Consider the following 17,795-nt stretch of genomic DNA (forward strand, 5'->3'; position numbering starts at 1 on the left):
ATTTTAACATTAAAAGATGTAATCATTTAAAAGATTTAAAGATTGATCATATTTTTAAATTTTAAATGTTTTAATCTTTAAATATTTAATAAAAATGTCAGATAAAAAACCAGTAATAAGAACAGATGCACCTGCTCCTGAAGGATTTGAAGGAGAAGGATTTTTCGCAACGAAATTGAGCAGTGTAATCGGGATGGCTAGAAAATTTTCTCTTTGGCCGTTACCATTCGCAACCTCTTGTTGTGGTATCGAGTTTATGGCTACCCTGAACCCTACCTATGATGCCTCAAGATTTGGTATGGAAAGAAACTCTTTCTCACCAAGACAGGCAGATATGCTGATGGTTTGCGGAACGATATCTAAAAAATTAGGACCTGTCCTAAAAGAAGTGTATACCCAAATGGCTGAACCAAAATGGGTAGTGGCTGTTGGAGCTTGTGCTTCCAGCGGTGGTATTTTTGATACCTACTCTGTATTACAGGGAATTGATAAAATCATCCCGGTTGACGTGTATGTTCCAGGATGCCCGCCAAGACCGGAACAAATCATTGAAGGCGTAATGCAGGTTCAGGCTTTGGCAGAAAGCGAAAGCATCAGAAGAAGAGATATGCCTGAATACCAGAAATTATTAGATTCTTACAACATAAGCAACTAAAAGGGAGATGACAAACGAATTTGTATTAGAGGCAATAACAAGAGAATTTCCGGAATCTGTCATTTCAAGCTCAGAACCTTATGGAATGCTGACTGTTGAGATTAAGAAAGAAGATATCAAAAAGGTGATTCATTATCTTAAAGATTCTTCGTTGGAAATTAATTTTCTTACCGACATCTGTGGAATCCATTACCCTGAGTTTCCTGAAAAAGAAATAGGCGTTGTCTATCATCTGCATAATATGATGACTAATTTCAGAATCCGTCTGAAAATCTTTATGTCCAGAGAAAATATTGAAGTAGATTCTCTTACCGAATTATATGCAGGAGCCAACTGGATGGAAAGAGAAACTTTTGATTTCTATGGAATTAAATTTAAAGGACATCCGGATCTGAGAGCTATTCTGAATATGGAAGATCTTGGATACCACCCTATGTTGAAAGAATATCGTCTTGAAGATGGTACAAGAACAGATAAGAACGATAGCATGTTCGGAAGATAAAAATAATGCAATACGCTACAAGCAATAAGCAGTAAGCTTAAAGCCCAAAGCCTAGAGCCTAAAGCATTTGAAATTATGAAAGATAACTCATTATCAAATATACTTAACCAATACGAAAGTAAGGAACAGATTGACGGTCAGTTATACACCCTCAATTTAGGACCTACCCACCCTGCTACCCACGGGATTTTCCAGAATGTCTTAACGATGGATGGAGAAAGAATCCTTCATGCTGAGCAAACGGTAGGATATATCCACAGAGCATTTGAGAAAATTTCTGAAAGAAGAAACTACGCTCAGATCACTACCCTTACAGACCGTATGAATTACTGTTCTGCGCCGATCAACAACTTAGGCTGGCACATGACGGTAGAGAAACTGTTAGGAATTGAAGTTCCTAAACGTGTAGACTACATGCGTGTGATTCTTATGGAGCTGGCAAGAATTGGAGATCACCTGATCTGCAACGGAGTAACAGGAATGGATGCCGGAGCTATTACAGGTCTTACCTATATGTTTATCGAAAGAGAACGTATTTACGATATTTATGAGCAGATCTGCGGTGCAAGGATGACGACCAATATGGGAAGAATCGGAGGATTCGAAAGAGATTTCACCCCGAAATGTCATGAATTGATCCAGGACTTCTTAAAAACATTCCCTGCAAGATTTGCAGAATTCGGTCAACTGTTAGAAAGAAACCGAATTTTCATGGACAGAACCATCGGTGCGGGAGCAATCTCCGCTGAAAGAGCTTTAAGCTATGGGTTTACAGGTCCCAACTTACGTGCTGCAGGAGTAGATTATGATGTAAGAGTTGCACAACCTTACTCTTCTTATGAAGATTTCGACTTTATTATTCCTGTAGGAACTGCCGGAGATACATACGACCGTTTCATGGTTCGTCAGCAGGAAATCTGGGAATCTCTAAAAATCATCAAACAAGCTTACGAGAACCTTCCTGAAGGTCCTTTCCATGCTGATGTTCCAGACTTCTATCTTCCTGAAAAGGCTGATGTCTACAACAAAATGGAAGCCCTAATCTACCATTTCAAAATTGTAATGGGAGAAACAGATGTGCCTAAAGGAGAAGTATACCATGCAGTAGAAGGCGGAAACGGGGAACTAGGATTTTATTTAGTAAGTGATGGAGGAAGAACTCCATACAGACTTCACTTCAGAAGACCATGTTTCATCTACTACCAGGCATATCCTGAAATGATTACAGGTTCTGTAATTTCAGATGCCATCGTTACGATGTGTAGCATGAACATTATTGCGGGAGAATTAGACGCATAAAATTGTAAAGAGTATCATTGTAAAATGTATTCATGATTTTACAGTGGAAAAAATAAAAAAAGTCATTAGTACATTGTACACCGTACAATAATACATTTAAAAAAATGAGCGAAACAATAGCTTTTAAACCGGAAAGTTTACAACAGGTACATAAAATTATCGCAAGATATCCTGAAGGTAGACAAAAATCTGCTCTTCTTCCTGTCCTTCACCTGGCACAGAAAGAATTCGGAGGATGGTTAGACGTTCCTGTGATGGATTATGTTGCTGAATTATTAAGTATTAAGCCAATTGAAGTATATGAAGTAGCTACTTTTTATACCATGTTCAATATGAAACCGGTTGGTAAATATGTTTTGGAAGTTTGCAGAACGGGACCTTGTATGGTCTGCGGAAGCGAAAAAATCCTTGACCATATCAGAACCAAACTGAACATTAAGGACGGAGAAACTACCGAAGATGGTATGTTTACCTTAAAACCTGCTGAATGTCTTGGTGCATGCGGATATGCGCCGATGTTACAGCTGGGGAAATTCTTTCACGAAAATTTAACGATAGAAAAAGTAGACGAAATCCTTGAGCTTTGCAGACAGGGACAGGTTGCTTTAGACTAAAATAAATTTTAACAAACTTAAAATAGCCCGAAGCGAAAGGCATACGCCAACAGCAGACTGCTAAAAGCATAATAAAAATGAGTAAAAAACTTTTACTTAAGGACGCACATATAGAAGGTATTCGCTACTTCGAGACCTACCGTAAACAGGGAGGTTACGGAGCAGCTGAAAAAGCCTTAAAAATGACACCCGATGAAATTCTTGAAGAAGTAAAAGCTTCAGGACTTCGTGGACGTGGTGGAGCAGGATTTCCTACCGGAATGAAATGGAGCTTTCTGGCAAAACCGGAAGGCGTTCCAAGACACTTGGTAGTAAATGCCGATGAATCTGAACCCGGAACTTTCAAAGACAGATATTTAATGGAATTTCTTCCTCATTTATTGATCGAAGGAATGCTGATCTCGTCTTACTGTTTAGGTTCTAATGTTTCTTATATCTACATCCGTGGTGAATATTCATGGATTCCTGATATTTTGGAAGAAGCCATTGAAGAGGCAAAAGCTGCAGGATTTTTAGGTAAAAACATCATGGGAACAGGTTTCGATTGCGAAATTTATGTTCAGAGAGGTGGAGGAGCTTACATCTGCGGTGAAGAAACAGCATTGCTTGAATCTCTTGAAGGTAAAAGAGGAAATCCAAGGTTAAAACCACCATTCCCGGCTGTAAAAGGACTTTGGGAAAGACCAACTGTGGTAAATAACGTGGAATCTATTGCTGCTATCGTTCCTATCATTGATATTACAGGAGCCGAATATGCAAAAATCGGAGTAGGAAGATCTACAGGAACAAAATTGATTTCTGCTTGCGGAAATATCAACAAACCTGGAGTATATGAAATTGATATGACTATTACGGTTGAAGAATTCATCTATTCTGATGAATATTGCGGCGGTATTGCCAATGGGAAAAAGCTTAAAGCTTGTGTTCCCGGAGGAAGCTCAGTTCCGATTGTTCCTGCCAATTTATTATTAAAAACGGTAAACGGAGAACCAAGATACATGAATTACGAATCCTTAGCTGACGGTGGTTTTGCTACCGGAACAATGATGGGTTCTGGAGGTTTCATTGTATTGGATGAAGACCAGTGTATCGTAGAACATACCATGACATTAGCGAGATTTTATCATCACGAAAGTTGTGGACAGTGTACGCCTTGCCGTGAAGGAACGGGATGGATGCATAAGATCTTAAAAAAGATAGAAAAAGGAGAAGGAAAAATGGAGGACATCGATTTACTTTGGGATATCCAGAGAAAAATCGAAGGAAATACCATCTGCCCATTAGGAGATGCAGCGGCATGGCCGGTTGCAGCAGCAATTCGTCATTTTAGAGACGAGTTCGAATGGCATGTGAAAAATCCTGAATTATCCCAGACCCAAAATTACGGATTAGCAAATTATGCAGATCCAATTCCTGCTGTTGAAAAAAATGCTTAACTGAAATGAAGAAGTTAGTAGTTGCCGGTTTAATGATGTCGAGCTTTGCTTTTGGACAGCTAAAAAAAGATACATTAAAAGAAGTAGATGTTAAACTGGATGTAAATCCTTTTACCGCTACCGGAAGGAGCGAAAAGAAAGAAAAACCTTTACCATTAAGCAAAAAAGGTCAGATGTTCGTTTTCTTTGGTTGGAACAGAGGGGCTTTCAGTAGATCTGATATTCATTTTACCGGAAACGGATATGATTTTCAATTGAATAATGTACAGGCAAGAGATAAACCTACTAAGTTTGGTATCGTTTATTTTGATCCAAGCTGGTTTACGGTAACACAGTATAATTTCAGGGTTGGATATTTTATAAAAGATAATTTAGCCCTTGTATTGGGGATAGATCATATGAAATATGTGATGAAACAAAACCAGACGGTTGATATTTCAGGGACAATTTCAGATCCTAAATATGCAGGAATGGTACATAACGGACAGGTAGATTTAGCCGACACCCAATTCCTTACCTTTGAACATACCGATGGACTTAATTATGAAAATTTAGGTCTTGAGAAATATAAAAATCTTATTCACAAAAAAAATATAGATTTAGTATGGTCTTATGGAGCCGGTATCGGAGTAATGTTTCCGAAAAGTAATATCAAACTTTTTGGAAATGAAAGAAGCGACCGTTTTCATGTTGCCGGTATGGGAACCGATATCAGATCCAGTCTTAACTTAGTGTTCTGGAAAAACTGGATGCTGAGAGTAGAAGGAAAAGCCGGATACATTAATATGTGGGATATTAAAACTACATTAAATAATAAACCGGACAAAGCTCGTCAGGATTTTGTTTTCGGGCAGGTTCTTGGAGGAATCGGGTATACATTTAATACAAAGAAGTATAATTAAAATATAGCTTAAAAGCTTTTAAGCGAAAAGCATAGAATATGAGCGAAGAGGTTAAAAAATTCAAAATAACTATAGACGGACAGACTACTGAAGTTTTGCCAGGTACTTCTATTTTGGAAGCTGCAAGACAGATCGGTGGAAAATCTGTACCTCCTGCAATGTGCTACTACAGCAAATTGGAAACCAGTGGAGGGAGATGTAGAACTTGTTTGGTGGAAGTTTCCAAAGGATCTGAAGCAGATCCCCGCCCTATGCCTAAATTGGTTGCAAGCTGCAGAACCAATGTCATGGACGGTATGGAAGTAAAAAACCTTTCTTCAGACAAAGCTCAGGAAGGTAGAAAGGCGGTTACCGAATTTTTATTGGTGAACCACCCGTTGGATTGCCCTGTTTGTGACCAGGCCGGAGAATGTAGTCTTCAGGATCTTGGCTATGAGCATGGTGTTGAAAATACCAGAACCGAATTTGAAAGAAATACATACGAAGCAGACGATCTTGGACCGAATATCAAGCTTAACATGAACCGTTGTATTCTGTGTGCAAGATGCGTATTGACTGCGAATCAGCTTACAGAAACCAGAGAACACGGAATTCTGTTCAGAGGAGACCACGCTGAAATTTCTACATATTTAAATAAAGCATTAGACAATGATTTCATTGGAAACATTATCGATGTATGTCCTGTAGGAGCTTTAACAGACAGAACTTCCCGTTTTGCAAGCAGAGTTTGGTTTACAAAACCGATGAATGCTACCTGCAAATGTGATAAATGTTCAGGAAAAGCATTAGTATGGATGAAAGGTGATGAAATTCTTAGAGTTACTGCAAGAAAAGACCAGTGGGGAGAGGTGGAAGAATTCATCTGCGATACTTGTCGTTTTGAAAGAAAAGAATTGAAAGACTGGAATATTGAAGGTCCTAGACATATCGACAGACATTCTGTAATTTCATTGAATCACTACGAAAAACCTAAGGACGAGCTAAGAGTTTTAGACAATCCTATGGCTAAGGAGATCAGCGAAAAAGACGAAAAATAATTTTAAATAAAAAGACATCAGATTTCAGAACCCAGACTTCAGACCATCTGATATCTAGTATCTGACTTCTAAATATCTAAATAAAAATGGATTTACTGACATTTAAATTAATACTTGTATTAGCACTTTTCCTGCTTTCGCTGACGATAGCAGCCTACTCTACCTGGGCAGAAAGAAAAGTTGCCTCTATTATGCAGGACAGAATCGGTCCCAACAGAGCCGGACCTTTCGGATTACTACAGCCTCTTGCAGACGGTGGAAAATTTTTCTTTAAAGAAGACTTTACACCGGCCAATGCAGAAAAATTCCTTTTCGTATTAGGACCTGCTTTGGTAATGTTTATTTCACTGATTACAGGCGCTGTTATTCCGTGGGGTAAAAGTTTAAGTATCGGTGGTATTTCTTATGATCTTCAGGTAGCTAATATTGATGTTGGAGTACTTTTCATTATCGGAATGGCTTCCATTGGAGTATACGGTATTATGATCGGAGGTTGGGCATCCAACAACAAATATTCATTATTAGGAGCTATCCGTGCCTCTTCACAGATGATTTCTTACGAATTGGCGATGGGATTGGCGTTGTTGTCTATTATCATGATGACAGGAAGTTTAGACTTAAAAGTAATTACGGAAATTCAGACCACAGGGAAACTTTGGGGTCTTATTCATATTGACGGCATGAACTGGAATATTTTCTATCAGCCAATTGCCTTCTTAGTATTCTTTGTAGCTGCTTTGGCAGAAACCAACAGACATCCTTTCGATTTACCTGAGTGTGAATCTGAATTGGTAACAGGATATTCCACGGAATATTCTTCTATGAAATTAGGATTGTATATGTTTGGTGAATACGTGAACATGTTTATCTCTAACGCTTTCATGGTCGTTCTTTTCTTCGGGGGTTACAACTATCCTGGAATTGAATGGGTAACTCAGCACTGGGGAGAGAATACAGCAGGGATATTAAGTGTGGTTGCATTTTTAGCTAAAACCGTGATCGGAATCCTGATCTTTATGTGGATCAGATGGACACTTCCTAGATTTAGATATGACCAATTGATGCATTTAGGATGGAAAACTTTAATTCCTATGGCATTGGTGAACCTGATTATTACAGGTGCTGTAATTTTAGCATTTGCGAACTAAAAGAGTGATAAGAATATATTTTTAATGCTGAACAAAAATTCAGCCTAAAAAAATTACAATAAATGAAACTTACGAACAGATCAAAAGTTGTTTCTAATAAAGAAATGACCCTTGCTGAGAAAATCTATTTACCCGCGATTTTCAAAGGTATGGGGATTACATTCAAGCATGCTGTGAGAACCGTAGTAAAAGGGGCTCCTGCAGTATATTCCTATCCGGAGGTACAAAAGCCAAGAGCAAAAGTATGGAGAGGCCATCATGTTCTTAAAAGAGATGAAGAAGGAAGAGAGCGATGTACTGCCTGCGGACTTTGCGCTGTTGCATGCCCTGCAGAAGCCATTACAATGACTGCTGCTGAAAGAACTAAAGAAGAAAAAGGCCTGTACAGAGAAGAAAAATATGCATCAGTATACGAAATCAATATGCTGAGATGTATCTTCTGTGGAATGTGCGAAGAAGCTTGTCCTAAATCTGCCATCTATCTTACAGACCGTTTGGTAGACGTAGAAACAAACCGAGGTTCTTTCATCTACGGAAAAGATAAGTTGGTTGAAAAAATAAATGAAAGGATTGACATCACAGCAAGACAATCCGAGAAACAAAAAAATGCGGTAAAATAATGGATCAGTTTTTATTTTTCTTGGTGGCGTTTTTAGCAGTGGCAAGTGCCGTGTATTTTGTGTTTGCACGAAATCCTTTATATGCTATTTTGTCATTAATTGTTACGATGTTTTCAATTGCCGGAATGTACATTCTTCTGAATGCGCAGTTCCTTGCAATTATTCAGATTATAGTATACGCAGGAGCAATCATGGTATTATTCCTTTATATTCTAATGATGCTTAACCTTAATAAAGCAGACGAAAGTAAGAAGAACAATACTTTAAAATTTGTTGGAGTTTTTACAGCCGGGCTTGTATTGATAGGTATTTTAGGAGTATTCAGAGGAGTAAGAGAAAAACATATTGTTTTGGAGAACGTAGACAGAGGCGTTGGTCTTACTAAAAATCTGGGCAGACTTTTGTTTAATGAATATGTTTTACCGTTTGAACTTGCTTCCATCCTTATTTTGGCAGGTATTGTAGGTGCGGTATTAATCGGTAAAAAAGATTTATAAGATTATGGGAGATACATTTATACAAAGCATCCCTTTAGATTATTTCATAATTCTTTCTTCAGTACTATTCTGTTTGGGAGTTTTAGGAGTACTATTGAGAAAAAATGCTATTGTTATTTTAGGCTGTGTAGAGCTTATGCTTAATTCTGCAAACCTTCTTTTGGCTGCTTTTTCAGCATACAAAGGAAATGGAGACGGACAGCTTTTAGTTTTCTTCATTATGGTGGTTGCTGCCGCAGAAGTTGCGGTAGGTCTGGCAATTATTGCTATGCTGTATAGAAATACCCGTTCTGTAGATGTAAGTATATTTAATAAATTAAGAGGATAAGGAATGGAAAATTTAGTGTATGCAATAATACTTTTACCACTTTTAGGCTTTCTTATTAACGGTTTATTCGGGAAAAACCTTCCAAAAATGTTGGTGGGCGGACTGGCAACTGCAATGGTTTTCGGATCTTTCTGTATTGCGGTAGGCATTTTCATGAATTTTAATTCTGAAAGCCAGCCGATAATCGTAAAAGCTTTTGAATGGTTTAGAGTAAACGGGGTTCAGATTAATTTCGGATTCCAGATTGATCAGCTTTCATTAATGATGATCATGATTATTACAGGAATCGGATCTTTGATTCACCTGTACTCTATCGGATATATGAGCCATGATAAAGGTTTTTATAAGTTCTTTACTTATTTAAATCTGTTTATCTTCTCTATGCTTCTTTTGGTAATGGGAAGCAACTACCTGATCCTGTTTATCGGATGGGAAGGGGTTGGACTTTGTTCTTATTTACTGATCGGATTCTGGTATACTAATGAAGAATATGGGAAAGCAGCAAGAAAAGCTTTCATCATGAACAGAATTGGTGACCTTGCTCTCTTGATCGGTATCTTCATGATCGCATCTCAGACTAATGCTATCGATTATCTGTCAGTGGCTGAAAATGCTTCAAAATTTGAATTAGACGGAACAGTAATTATCTTTATTACAGCGAGTTTATTTATCGGGGCTACCGGTAAATCTGCACAGGTTCCTTTATATACATGGCTTCCGGACGCAATGGCCGGTCCTACTCCTGTTTCTGCATTGATTCACGCGGCAACAATGGTTACGGCGGGAATCTATTTAGTAGTAAGATCTAACTTCTTATTTACGTTAGCCCCAACAGTACAGGATGGAATCTTATTAATAGGATTTTTAACAGCAGCCCTAGCAGGTTTCTACGCACTCCGTCAGAACGACATCAAAAAAGTATTGGCTTATTCTACAGTTTCACAGCTTGGATTTATGTTCATTGCTTTAGGGTTGGGAGCCTATACCACTGCTATGTTCCATGTGATGACACACGCTTTCTTTAAAGCCCTGTTATTCTTGGGAGCAGGTTCTGTAATTCACGCAGTAAGCGGAGAGCAGGATATGCGTTTCATGGGTGGTCTAAAAAAATATATTCCTGTAACCCACGCTACTTTCCTTATCGGAACACTGGCGATCTCAGGATTCCCTTTCCTATCAGGGATGATCTCTAAAGACGAAATTTTAGTTGCTGCCTTTGCTAAAAACCCTATTTACTGGGTAATGCTATTCATCTTAGCAGCAATTACGGCAACATATATGTTCAGACTGTATTATTTAACATTCCATGGGGAATTTAGAGGTACGGAAGAACAAAAACATCACTTACATGAAAGTCCTTCCAATATGACCTTACCATTGATCGTATTGGCTGTATTTTCTGTAATCGGAGGTTTCATTAACCTTCCGCACTTTATCGGGCACGGACACTACGCCAAACTTATGGAATGGCTGAAACCGGTTCTTACCGAAGAGAGTTTTAAACAAATGGAAGCAACGCTTTCAGGAGTTGACTTTACGACTGAAATGATCCTGTTAGGATTAACAGTATTAATGTTCTTCTCTGTATGGTTCATCGTTAAAAACACGTATGTGAATAAGAAAAAGATGGCTGTCGCAGAAGAAAATTACACTGGATGGGAAAAGCTTTCTGCTAAAAAACTATATGTTGACGAACTTTACAATGCATTAATTGTAAAAACTGTTGAAGGATTAGGACGTGGAGGAAAAATGTTTGATAAGGGGGTGTTAGACCGTTTTGTAGATTTCGTGGGTGAAGGCGCTGAAGACAGCGGTAAATCAATGAAACGTATCCAAAACGGAAATGTTGAGACATACATACTTATCATGTCTTTAGCTGTGGGAATTATACTGATTGTTAACTTTATATTACAATAATAATGTCGTGTTTATTATTAACATTATTGCTTTTACCTCTAGTAGGGTCGGGACTAGTCTTTGCCTGGAAAAATAAATCCAGCAAATATTTGGCACTAGGAATTGCATTGGTTCAAATGCTTATTACCTTCTACATCGCTTCGGATTTTAATTTTAATCCAACGGTAGACAGCGTATTACAGCACGAGATCAATTATCCGTGGTCACAATTCATTAAAAGTTCTCTTCATTTCGGAATTGACGGAATGAGTTTACTTCTTTTATTGTTGACCAATATCTTGACGCCAATTATCATTTTATCATCTTTCAATGAAAATGTGAGTTACAGAAACTCTTTCTATGGTCTTATTCTGCTGATGCAGTTTGGACTTGTAGGAGTGTTCACATCGTTAGACGGACTGTTATTCTACATCTTCTGGGAAGTAACCCTGATTCCAATCTGGTTTATTGCCGGACTTTGGGGACAGGAAAATAAAAGATTTGAATTTACAACTAAATTCTTCGTTTATACATTCGTTGGATCACTGTTCATGTTGGCAGGATTAATCTATGTATACAACCACTCAGCTTCATTTGCATTAACTGATCTTTATAATGCTCAGCTAAATGAAACGCAGCAGACCGTTGTATTCTGGTTTATTTTCTTTGCATTTGCCGTGAAACTTCCGGTATTCCCGTTCCATACATGGCAGCCGGATACATATACTTACTCTCCTACTCAAGGATCAATGCTGTTATCAGGGATTATGCTGAAAATGGCGATTTACGGAGTTATGCGTTATTTGTTACCGATCACTCCCCTTCCGATTGCCGGAATTTCAGGACAGATCGTTATTATTCTTGCCATTGTAGGAATTGTTCACGGAGCACTGATTGCCATTATCCAGAATGATATGAAGAGAATTATTGCCTATTCATCATTCTCACACGTTGGATTGATGGTAGCGGGTATTTTCGCTTCTGCAGTGATTACTTTAAGAGGAACCTTTACTATTGAGGGTGCTGAAGGTGCTTTAGTACAGACATTTGCTCACGGTATCAACGTAGTAGGTTTATTCTACTGCTGTGATATTTTATATAAGAGATTCAAGTCAAGAGATATCAGACAAATGGGAGGATTGGCGAAAGTTGCTCCTAAGTTTGCCGTGCTGTTCCTGATCATTATATTAGGATCAATGGGCGTTCCATTAACCAATGGATTCATCGGGGAATTTATCCTGATAAAATCTGTTTTTGATTTCAATGTATTAGCATCTGTAATTGCCGGTCTTACCGTAATTCTATGTGCTGTGTATTTATTGAGATTCTATGGAAAAGCAATGTTCGGTGAAGGAGATGAAGCGGTATTGAGTACTGCAAAAGATCTTTCAGGAGTAGAATTTTCAGTATTGGCCAGTTTAGCGGTATTTGTAATACTATTAGGTATTTATCCGCAACCGGTAATCGATATGGTGAGTAGTTCGTTGAAGTTTATTTACCAATCAATGGTAAATTAATTGAAAGAGTAAAAAATTTAAAAATTAAGCGGTTAAGAAATTGAGAAATCAGAATTTCTGTCTCATCCCTCTTTCACCGCATCTCAAATCTATATTATGAGTGTTTTAATTATTGTTTTCCTAACGGCAATTGTTGCGTTATTTTCAGGAGTTTTTGAACAAGGGAAATTCGCAAGATACATTGGGATTTTTGGATTAATCATCGCATTATATGTAAGCTTCTTGCCGGAATGTACATTCTTCGAGCATTACAAAAACATGTATGAATATGGCCCTAATACTGCCCTATTTACAAAAATATCTATTGTAATTACCCTATTGCTTTTCTTTCTGGGAGGTTTTGCGTTCAGCAATCACAGAAGCCACCAGTCTGAATTGTATGCATTAATGCTTTTTGCACTTTGCGGAAGTATTACTCTTTTCGGATTCCAAAATATGGTGACCCTGTTTTTGGGAATAGAAATTCTTTCTATTCCACTGTACGTAATGGCGGGTGCCAACAAAACTGATCTAAGATCCAATGAAGCTTCTATTAAGTATTTCCTGATGGGTGCATTTGCTACAGGATTCCTTCTGTTTGGTATTGCATTTATTTATGGAAGTGTTGGAAGTTTTGATTTATATACCATCCAAAACTTTGGAGTGGCAAATGCTCACAATACCATGTTCATTTTAGGCGTTTTGCTTATTCTTTGTGCATTGGCATTCAAAGTGGCATTAGCTCCTTTCCATATGTGGAGTCCTGATGTATATTACGGAGCTCCTTCATTGATTACGGCTTTCATGGCGAGTGTGGTAAAGATCTCAGGATTTTTTGCACTATTCAGATTAATGACTATCGGTTTTGCCGGAGTTACCCATGAATGGATCAATGTATTCGGAGTATTTGTGATCATTACTCTTTTACTGGCTAACGTGATGGGTCTTGCCCAAACCAACGCAAAAAGAATGCTGGCATATTCATCAGTTTCTCACGCAGGATATATCGGATTGGTTTTCTTTGGAATGACGAATCTTTCTACTTACAACCTGGCTTTTTACCTTTTTGCCTATTCATTATCTACAGTTGGTGTATTTATGTGTCTGATCTGGGTAGAAAAACTAAAAAGAGAAACCTCATTTGGAGCATTCAAAGGATTGGCTAAATCTGAGCCTATATTGGCAACAGTAGCAGCCGTTTCTATGCTTTCAATGGCTGGAGTTCCACTAACAGCAGGTTTCATGGGTAAATTTGCTTTATTCTCTCAGGCGATGAACGGTGCGGCTTTCCTTGTATTGGTAGCTGTGTTAGGTTCTGCAATTTCTATCGCATACTATTTGAGGTTAATCATTGCGATGTTCTTCTTTAAAGAAACAACATTCAAGACTTCAGAAAAAGTAACGCTTACCTATAATATTGTTGCGGTATTTGTTATTGCATCTATTATTGTATTGGGAGTTTTCCCAGATCTGTTTGCAAAACAGTTCGGACTGTAAAAATTCAATTATAAATACTATATAAAGCACAACATTGATGTTGTGCTTTTTTGGTGGGTAATTTTTATAACTATCTATTAGTATAATCTAATATCTGGTAAAAAAATAGTAATTCTAATGCCATCGGAATTCAATAATTTACCTGTTTTTTCCCTGAATAAAAGTAATCTCAAGACAGTTGAAGACAACTTTTTTCATAACTTTACTTGAAATTTCAACATTGGCAAATCTTTATAAAAAAGACGCTCCATTTAAGGTTTATATATCATTCAAAAAATATTTGGATGTGCTTGAGCATATCCGTTATAACGACCGTTTAGAATACCGCGTCAACTATGCACAGTCACTGATTGACAAAACCAAAAATTTTCAGGAACTTAAAGACGGCTTTCAGGACGTAACATTACTGGAAAAACATGAAGACCTCATCAGGTTGCTTCTTGCCGATCTTTTTCCAACAGGTTTGACCAATAATGAAATAAAAGCAGCCAGCATTCCTCTATCCGATATTACATTTAACTATACCGAAAGATTTAAAGATATCCTTAAAGATGCCGGTAAGGATTTTGAAATAGAACTCAGAAATATTACTGATGATGAGTTTTATGTATTCTGCTGCTGCCTTATCTTACAAAGTTATTTCAAAAAAGATATCAAAAGTACCCTGCCCTTTTATTACGATATTCCAAATAAGCAGGGCATTATGAAGCATTATAAGATCACCGTCAATTCAGATTTCACGGAAGTTTTCCCCACAGAACAGGCGAAAATCCCTTCTGACGACACCCTGAATATGCTGCTGGAGAATATTGATGACACGAATCTTTGGAAGAAATATTTTCCATCGCAATCCTGGATTCTTAGGGGATTTACCATTATTTCCCTGGTGGACTGCACTTCTGAAGTTGCGCTTTCGGATCTGAAATCCAGTATGATTCAAATCGATCCGGAAAACCTGAATCCAGATGAAAACCTGGTGGAAATATTTAAATCGTATTTTGATGTTCCGGCATTGAACTTCGGATTAATGCTTTTCAATAAAAAAGATCAGAGACTTGAAAATGTTCCGATCTATGAAAATTTTTTCACCAATCATATTTTAGATTTCTGGATTAATGCATTCGATGAAGAAACCCGGAAGAATACGTTTAATAATTTAAATCATAACTCGAGGCCTATTGTGATTTCAAATGTTGAAAACATGGATGAGGAGACCAGAAAAATGCCTTCTTTCAATATTTTAAAGAACAACAACATCAACAGTTTCATGGTAATTCCTATCATGAAGGACAATGAATTGCTGGCCATCATGGAGTTCAGTTCACCCATCTCCAATAGTTTTAATGGTTTAAAGCTTAAAAAGATGGAGTTTTTTTCAGATATGATCCTCTTCTCACTGACGAGATTCAGTTTTGAAAAGAATTATCAGATCGAAGCTATTATCCAGCGTGAATATACTTCCATCCACGACAGCGTGGTGTGGAAATTCAGAAATGAAGCAGAGAAATATTTCAATGCTTCCCTGGCGAAAAAAATATACACATTAAAGCAGATTTCTTTTAAAAATTTAACTCCTCTTTTTGGGTTTTCAGACATCCGTTCTTCTTCTGACAAGCGTTTTAATTTAATGCTTCAGGATCTCAACGAACAGATTGCCTGTCTGTATGATATATTCAGTATGATCAATTCTGATTCGGAAAAATATCTGCTGGCTTTAGAAATCTTCGAAAATGAATTGAATAAAGAAATCAAAGCAGATACTGAACAGCGTCTCCAACGATTGCTTAGAGATGAAATTCACCCGCTTTTACAGGGAAAACTGGAAGTACAGTCGAGTGAAGAAGTAAAAGAAAAAATCAAAGATTACTTTTTACAGTTATTTATTCAGACCGACTTATTCTATGCCAACCGGAAAAACCTGGACGATTCTATCACACTGGTGAACAGAAAGCTGGCAGATATGCTGGATGAAAGCCAGGTGAAGGCACAACAGATCTATCCGCATTACTATGAACGATTTAAGTCTGACGGAGTTGAGCATAATTTATTCATAGGCCAGAATATTGCTCCGGATGTCCCCTATTCTTCCAAAGTAGCCAGCCAATTAAGATATTGGCAGCTGAAAACCATCTGCAAAATGGAACGTGAATTTCAGGACTTTAAAAAGGATCTTCCAATTTCTCTGGATATCGCTTCCCTGATCTTTGTTTATAATGAAAAAATAGACATCCGTTTCCGAATGGATGAAAAGCGTTTTGATGTAGACGGTGCCTACAATTCTTACTACGAAATCGTCAAAAAACGATTGGACAAATCACATGTCAAAGATTCCAACGAAAGAATTACTTGTCCCGGAAAAATCACCATCGTCTATTTTGGAATGGAAAATCAGCGAGAATACCTGGAATATATCGCAAAACTTCAGAAAAAAGGAATTCTTCAGTCTGATGTAGAGTTTCTAAAAGTTGAAGACCTGCAGGGAATCACAGGATTACTGGCGCTGAGGGTTTCTTTGGTGTAAGATCAAAAAATCCTAATAATATTCAATTATCCGGACCCATTTATATAAATCCTTACCGTCGACATTTTTAATAACTTCTTTCCAGTTTTTTTGTTTATCGAAAATATATTTAAAACTGATGACTGTTGGTTCTATTTGTTCATCTTCATGCCCGAATTTATCTAAATAAAACAGTTTGGTTATGTAGTTATTTTTGTACTCAAATCTGATTTCGTACCAAACTTTATCTTTATAATATGTTGTTTTTCTTTCTAACTTTTGATCTTTAGTGTATGTATAAATAGTATATATTGTTTTTCCATAACTATCAATTCTCTCTTCTCTGACTATTTTACCATTTCCAAACATGATATAAGAATAAAATTTCCCATCTTTAAAATCAGTTTGTTTTATTACATTTCCGGATTTATCATATTCATACTTAAGATGCCTGGTTAAGGTTATTTTTTTATTTTGATAGTCATCTTTATAATTGAAAAATTTTTCTTCAATTACTTTATATTGATTATCATAGATTTTTACCCTGCTTAATTTCCTATAATATACAGAATCTTCAGCTCTGGTATAAGACCGTTCACCTACTTTCCTCCAAATATCATTGGTAATAGCAAAAATACTGTCTGTCTTTGAAATGGTATCAAACTTTGTAATGAATAAAGGTTTGGAACTTTCAAGATTACCAACAAATTTTTTTAGAGGTTCATCCTTGCTTTTAGAATAATATTCTTTAAATTTTGCAGTTTTGCTATTCCCTTCATAAAAATAACGCGAAGTAGTTTCCGAATAATTATTCTTAGTTTTTTGTATAGTTAATCTATTTAAATCATCATACATATAATCATAATCATCAACGATATCTCCCGATTTGTGATACCAAATTTCTTTTGTAATATTTCTGTTTTTATCAAAGAAAGTTTCATTATTTATATAGCGGCAAAAATCTGTTTCAAACCATGAATTTCTCATACTGTTTCTCAGATTTTTAGGCCTCATAATTATAGCGTGCCCATACGCATCATCACCTTTCAGAAAAGTAAAAGGACCAGAATCATTCAGAAAAATCACATATTCTTTTACAGATTTAGGTTTCCCTAAAACAGAATCTTTAATGACCTGAGAATTGAACAGAGCACACGAAAAAATAAAAAGAAGTAATAGTTTTTTCATTATTTGAGCCTATAAGAATTTTGTGTTTTTATTTCATGATAGATTAACTGTAATTTATGGAGGAAACAGTAAATAAAATATAAAGAATAGATTAATTAACCCACAAAATAAAAATCCAGCTTCTTCAACCGTCCTTGTGGAGTTTCAACTTGTTTAAAAACAGAAAGCTCTTATAATGAT

At 36.9% G+C, this 17,795-nt stretch carries 16 protein-coding genes; 15 read left to right on the forward strand and 1 reads right to left on the reverse strand.

All coding sequences use genetic code 11. The annotated features are described in order from the left end of the window. The first annotated feature begins 94 nt into the window (after positions 1-94). The 15 genes from IW15_RS13950 (at position 95) to IW15_RS14020 (ending at position 16,448) form a co-directional block, all read left to right on the forward strand. The gene (locus tag IW15_RS13950) at positions 95-655 is read left to right on the forward strand and encodes an NADH-quinone oxidoreductase subunit B (RefSeq protein WP_034712360.1); all 561 of its coding nucleotides are present in this window, start codon (positions 95-97) and stop codon (positions 653-655) included. A 7-nt stretch (positions 656-662) separates the two neighbouring features. Continuing rightward, a complete protein-coding gene (locus tag IW15_RS13955; RefSeq protein WP_034712363.1) occupies positions 663-1,157 on the forward strand; it encodes an NADH-quinone oxidoreductase subunit C in 495 nt (164 codons plus the stop codon). A 75-nt stretch (positions 1,158-1,232) separates the two neighbouring features. Next, positions 1,233-2,456: an NADH dehydrogenase (quinone) subunit D gene (nuoD, locus tag IW15_RS13960; RefSeq protein WP_034712366.1), complete on the forward strand. Its 1,224-nt coding sequence runs from the start codon at positions 1,233-1,235 to the stop codon at positions 2,454-2,456. A 104-nt stretch (positions 2,457-2,560) separates the two neighbouring features. Then, positions 2,561-3,070: an NADH-quinone oxidoreductase subunit NuoE family protein gene (locus IW15_RS13965; protein ID WP_034712368.1), complete on the forward strand. Its 510-nt coding sequence runs from the start codon at positions 2,561-2,563 to the stop codon at positions 3,068-3,070. A gap of 77 nt (positions 3,071-3,147) precedes the next feature. Continuing rightward, positions 3,148-4,506 carry an NADH-quinone oxidoreductase subunit NuoF gene (nuoF, locus tag IW15_RS13970; protein ID WP_034712371.1) on the forward strand — a complete coding sequence of 453 codons (1,359 nt, stop codon included), beginning with the start codon at positions 3,148-3,150 and terminating at the stop codon, positions 4,504-4,506. A 173-nt stretch (positions 4,507-4,679) separates the two neighbouring features. Beyond that, positions 4,680-5,408 (forward strand): hypothetical protein, encoded by a 729-nt coding sequence (locus IW15_RS13975; RefSeq protein WP_394331245.1) that lies wholly within the window; start codon positions 4,680-4,682, stop codon positions 5,406-5,408. Between the two features lie 38 nt (positions 5,409-5,446). Then, complete coding sequence (locus IW15_RS13980) at positions 5,447-6,445, forward strand: 2Fe-2S iron-sulfur cluster-binding protein (protein WP_034712376.1); 999 nt, start codon at positions 5,447-5,449, stop codon at positions 6,443-6,445. 86 nt (positions 6,446-6,531) lie between these two features. Further along, positions 6,532-7,593 carry an NADH-quinone oxidoreductase subunit NuoH gene (gene nuoH, locus IW15_RS13985; RefSeq protein ID WP_034712379.1) on the forward strand — a complete coding sequence of 354 codons (1,062 nt, stop codon included), beginning with the start codon at positions 6,532-6,534 and terminating at the stop codon, positions 7,591-7,593. A gap of 62 nt (positions 7,594-7,655) precedes the next feature. After that, on the forward strand, positions 7,656-8,213 hold the full coding sequence (locus IW15_RS13990; RefSeq protein ID WP_034712381.1) for a NuoI/complex I 23 kDa subunit family protein: 558 nt from the start codon (positions 7,656-7,658) through the stop codon (positions 8,211-8,213). After that, entirely contained in the window at positions 8,213-8,710 is a 498-nt protein-coding gene (locus tag IW15_RS13995) for an NADH-quinone oxidoreductase subunit J family protein (RefSeq protein WP_034712384.1), read from the forward strand. Before IW15_RS13990 ends, IW15_RS13995 begins: the two co-directional genes overlap by 1 nt. 4 nt (positions 8,711-8,714) lie before the next feature. Beyond that, positions 8,715-9,038: an NADH-quinone oxidoreductase subunit NuoK gene (gene nuoK, locus IW15_RS14000; RefSeq protein WP_034712387.1), complete on the forward strand. Its 324-nt coding sequence runs from the start codon at positions 8,715-8,717 to the stop codon at positions 9,036-9,038. Between the two features lie 3 nt (positions 9,039-9,041). Next, positions 9,042-10,955, forward strand: coding sequence for an NADH-quinone oxidoreductase subunit L (gene nuoL / locus IW15_RS14005; RefSeq protein ID WP_034712391.1), 1,914 nt, complete (start codon positions 9,042-9,044; stop codon positions 10,953-10,955). 2 nt (positions 10,956-10,957) lie between these two features. Next, positions 10,958-12,451 (forward strand): complex I subunit 4 family protein, encoded by a 1,494-nt coding sequence (locus IW15_RS14010; RefSeq protein WP_034712393.1) that lies wholly within the window; start codon positions 10,958-10,960, stop codon positions 12,449-12,451. 96 nt (positions 12,452-12,547) lie between these two features. Next, complete coding sequence (locus tag IW15_RS14015; RefSeq protein WP_034712395.1) at positions 12,548-13,927, forward strand: NADH-quinone oxidoreductase subunit N; 1,380 nt, start codon at positions 12,548-12,550, stop codon at positions 13,925-13,927. Between the two features lie 286 nt (positions 13,928-14,213). After that, positions 14,214-16,448 (forward strand): GAF domain-containing protein, encoded by a 2,235-nt coding sequence (locus tag IW15_RS14020; protein ID WP_228384370.1) that lies wholly within the window; start codon positions 14,214-14,216, stop codon positions 16,446-16,448. Positions 16,449-16,460: 12 nt separating this feature from the next. Here IW15_RS14020 and IW15_RS14025 read toward each other — a convergent pair whose 3' ends face one another. Further along, the gene (locus IW15_RS14025; protein ID WP_034712402.1) at positions 16,461-17,615 is read right to left on the reverse strand and encodes a hypothetical protein; all 1,155 of its coding nucleotides are present in this window, start codon (positions 17,613-17,615) and stop codon (positions 16,461-16,463) included. Positions 17,616-17,795: the final 180 nt, after the last annotated feature.

This window comes from Chryseobacterium soli (assembly GCF_000737705.1).
GTDB lineage: Bacteria > Bacteroidota > Bacteroidia > Flavobacteriales > Weeksellaceae > Chryseobacterium > Chryseobacterium soli.

What these genes read in the sequence shown, in the direction of transcription:
- IW15_RS13950 (WP_034712360.1), top strand. Translation starts at nt 95, where the DNA reads ATGTCAGATAAAAAACCAGTAATAAGAACAGATGCACCTGCTCCTGAA.
- IW15_RS13955 (WP_034712363.1), top strand. Translation starts at nt 663, where the DNA reads ATGACAAACGAATTTGTATTAGAGGCAATAACAAGAGAATTTCCGGAA.
- nuoD (WP_034712366.1), top strand. Translation starts at nt 1,233, where the DNA reads ATGAAAGATAACTCATTATCAAATATACTTAACCAATACGAAAGTAAG.
- IW15_RS13965 (WP_034712368.1), top strand. Translation starts at nt 2,561, where the DNA reads ATGAGCGAAACAATAGCTTTTAAACCGGAAAGTTTACAACAGGTACAT.
- nuoF (WP_034712371.1), top strand. Translation starts at nt 3,148, where the DNA reads ATGAGTAAAAAACTTTTACTTAAGGACGCACATATAGAAGGTATTCGC.
- IW15_RS13975 (WP_394331245.1), top strand. Translation starts at nt 4,680, where the DNA reads ATGTTCGTTTTCTTTGGTTGGAACAGAGGGGCTTTCAGTAGATCTGAT.
- IW15_RS13980 (WP_034712376.1), top strand. Translation starts at nt 5,447, where the DNA reads ATGAGCGAAGAGGTTAAAAAATTCAAAATAACTATAGACGGACAGACT.
- nuoH (WP_034712379.1), top strand. Translation starts at nt 6,532, where the DNA reads ATGGATTTACTGACATTTAAATTAATACTTGTATTAGCACTTTTCCTG.
- IW15_RS13990 (WP_034712381.1), top strand. Translation starts at nt 7,656, where the DNA reads ATGAAACTTACGAACAGATCAAAAGTTGTTTCTAATAAAGAAATGACC.
- IW15_RS13995 (WP_034712384.1), top strand. Translation starts at nt 8,213, where the DNA reads ATGGATCAGTTTTTATTTTTCTTGGTGGCGTTTTTAGCAGTGGCAAGT.
- nuoK (WP_034712387.1), top strand. Translation starts at nt 8,715, where the DNA reads ATGGGAGATACATTTATACAAAGCATCCCTTTAGATTATTTCATAATT.
- nuoL (WP_034712391.1), top strand. Translation starts at nt 9,042, where the DNA reads ATGGAAAATTTAGTGTATGCAATAATACTTTTACCACTTTTAGGCTTT.
- IW15_RS14010 (WP_034712393.1), top strand. Translation starts at nt 10,958, where the DNA reads ATGTCGTGTTTATTATTAACATTATTGCTTTTACCTCTAGTAGGGTCG.
- IW15_RS14015 (WP_034712395.1), top strand. Translation starts at nt 12,548, where the DNA reads ATGAGTGTTTTAATTATTGTTTTCCTAACGGCAATTGTTGCGTTATTT.
- IW15_RS14025 (WP_034712402.1), bottom strand. Translation starts at nt 17,615, where the DNA reads ATGAAAAAACTATTACTTCTTTTTATTTTTTCGTGTGCTCTGTTCAAT.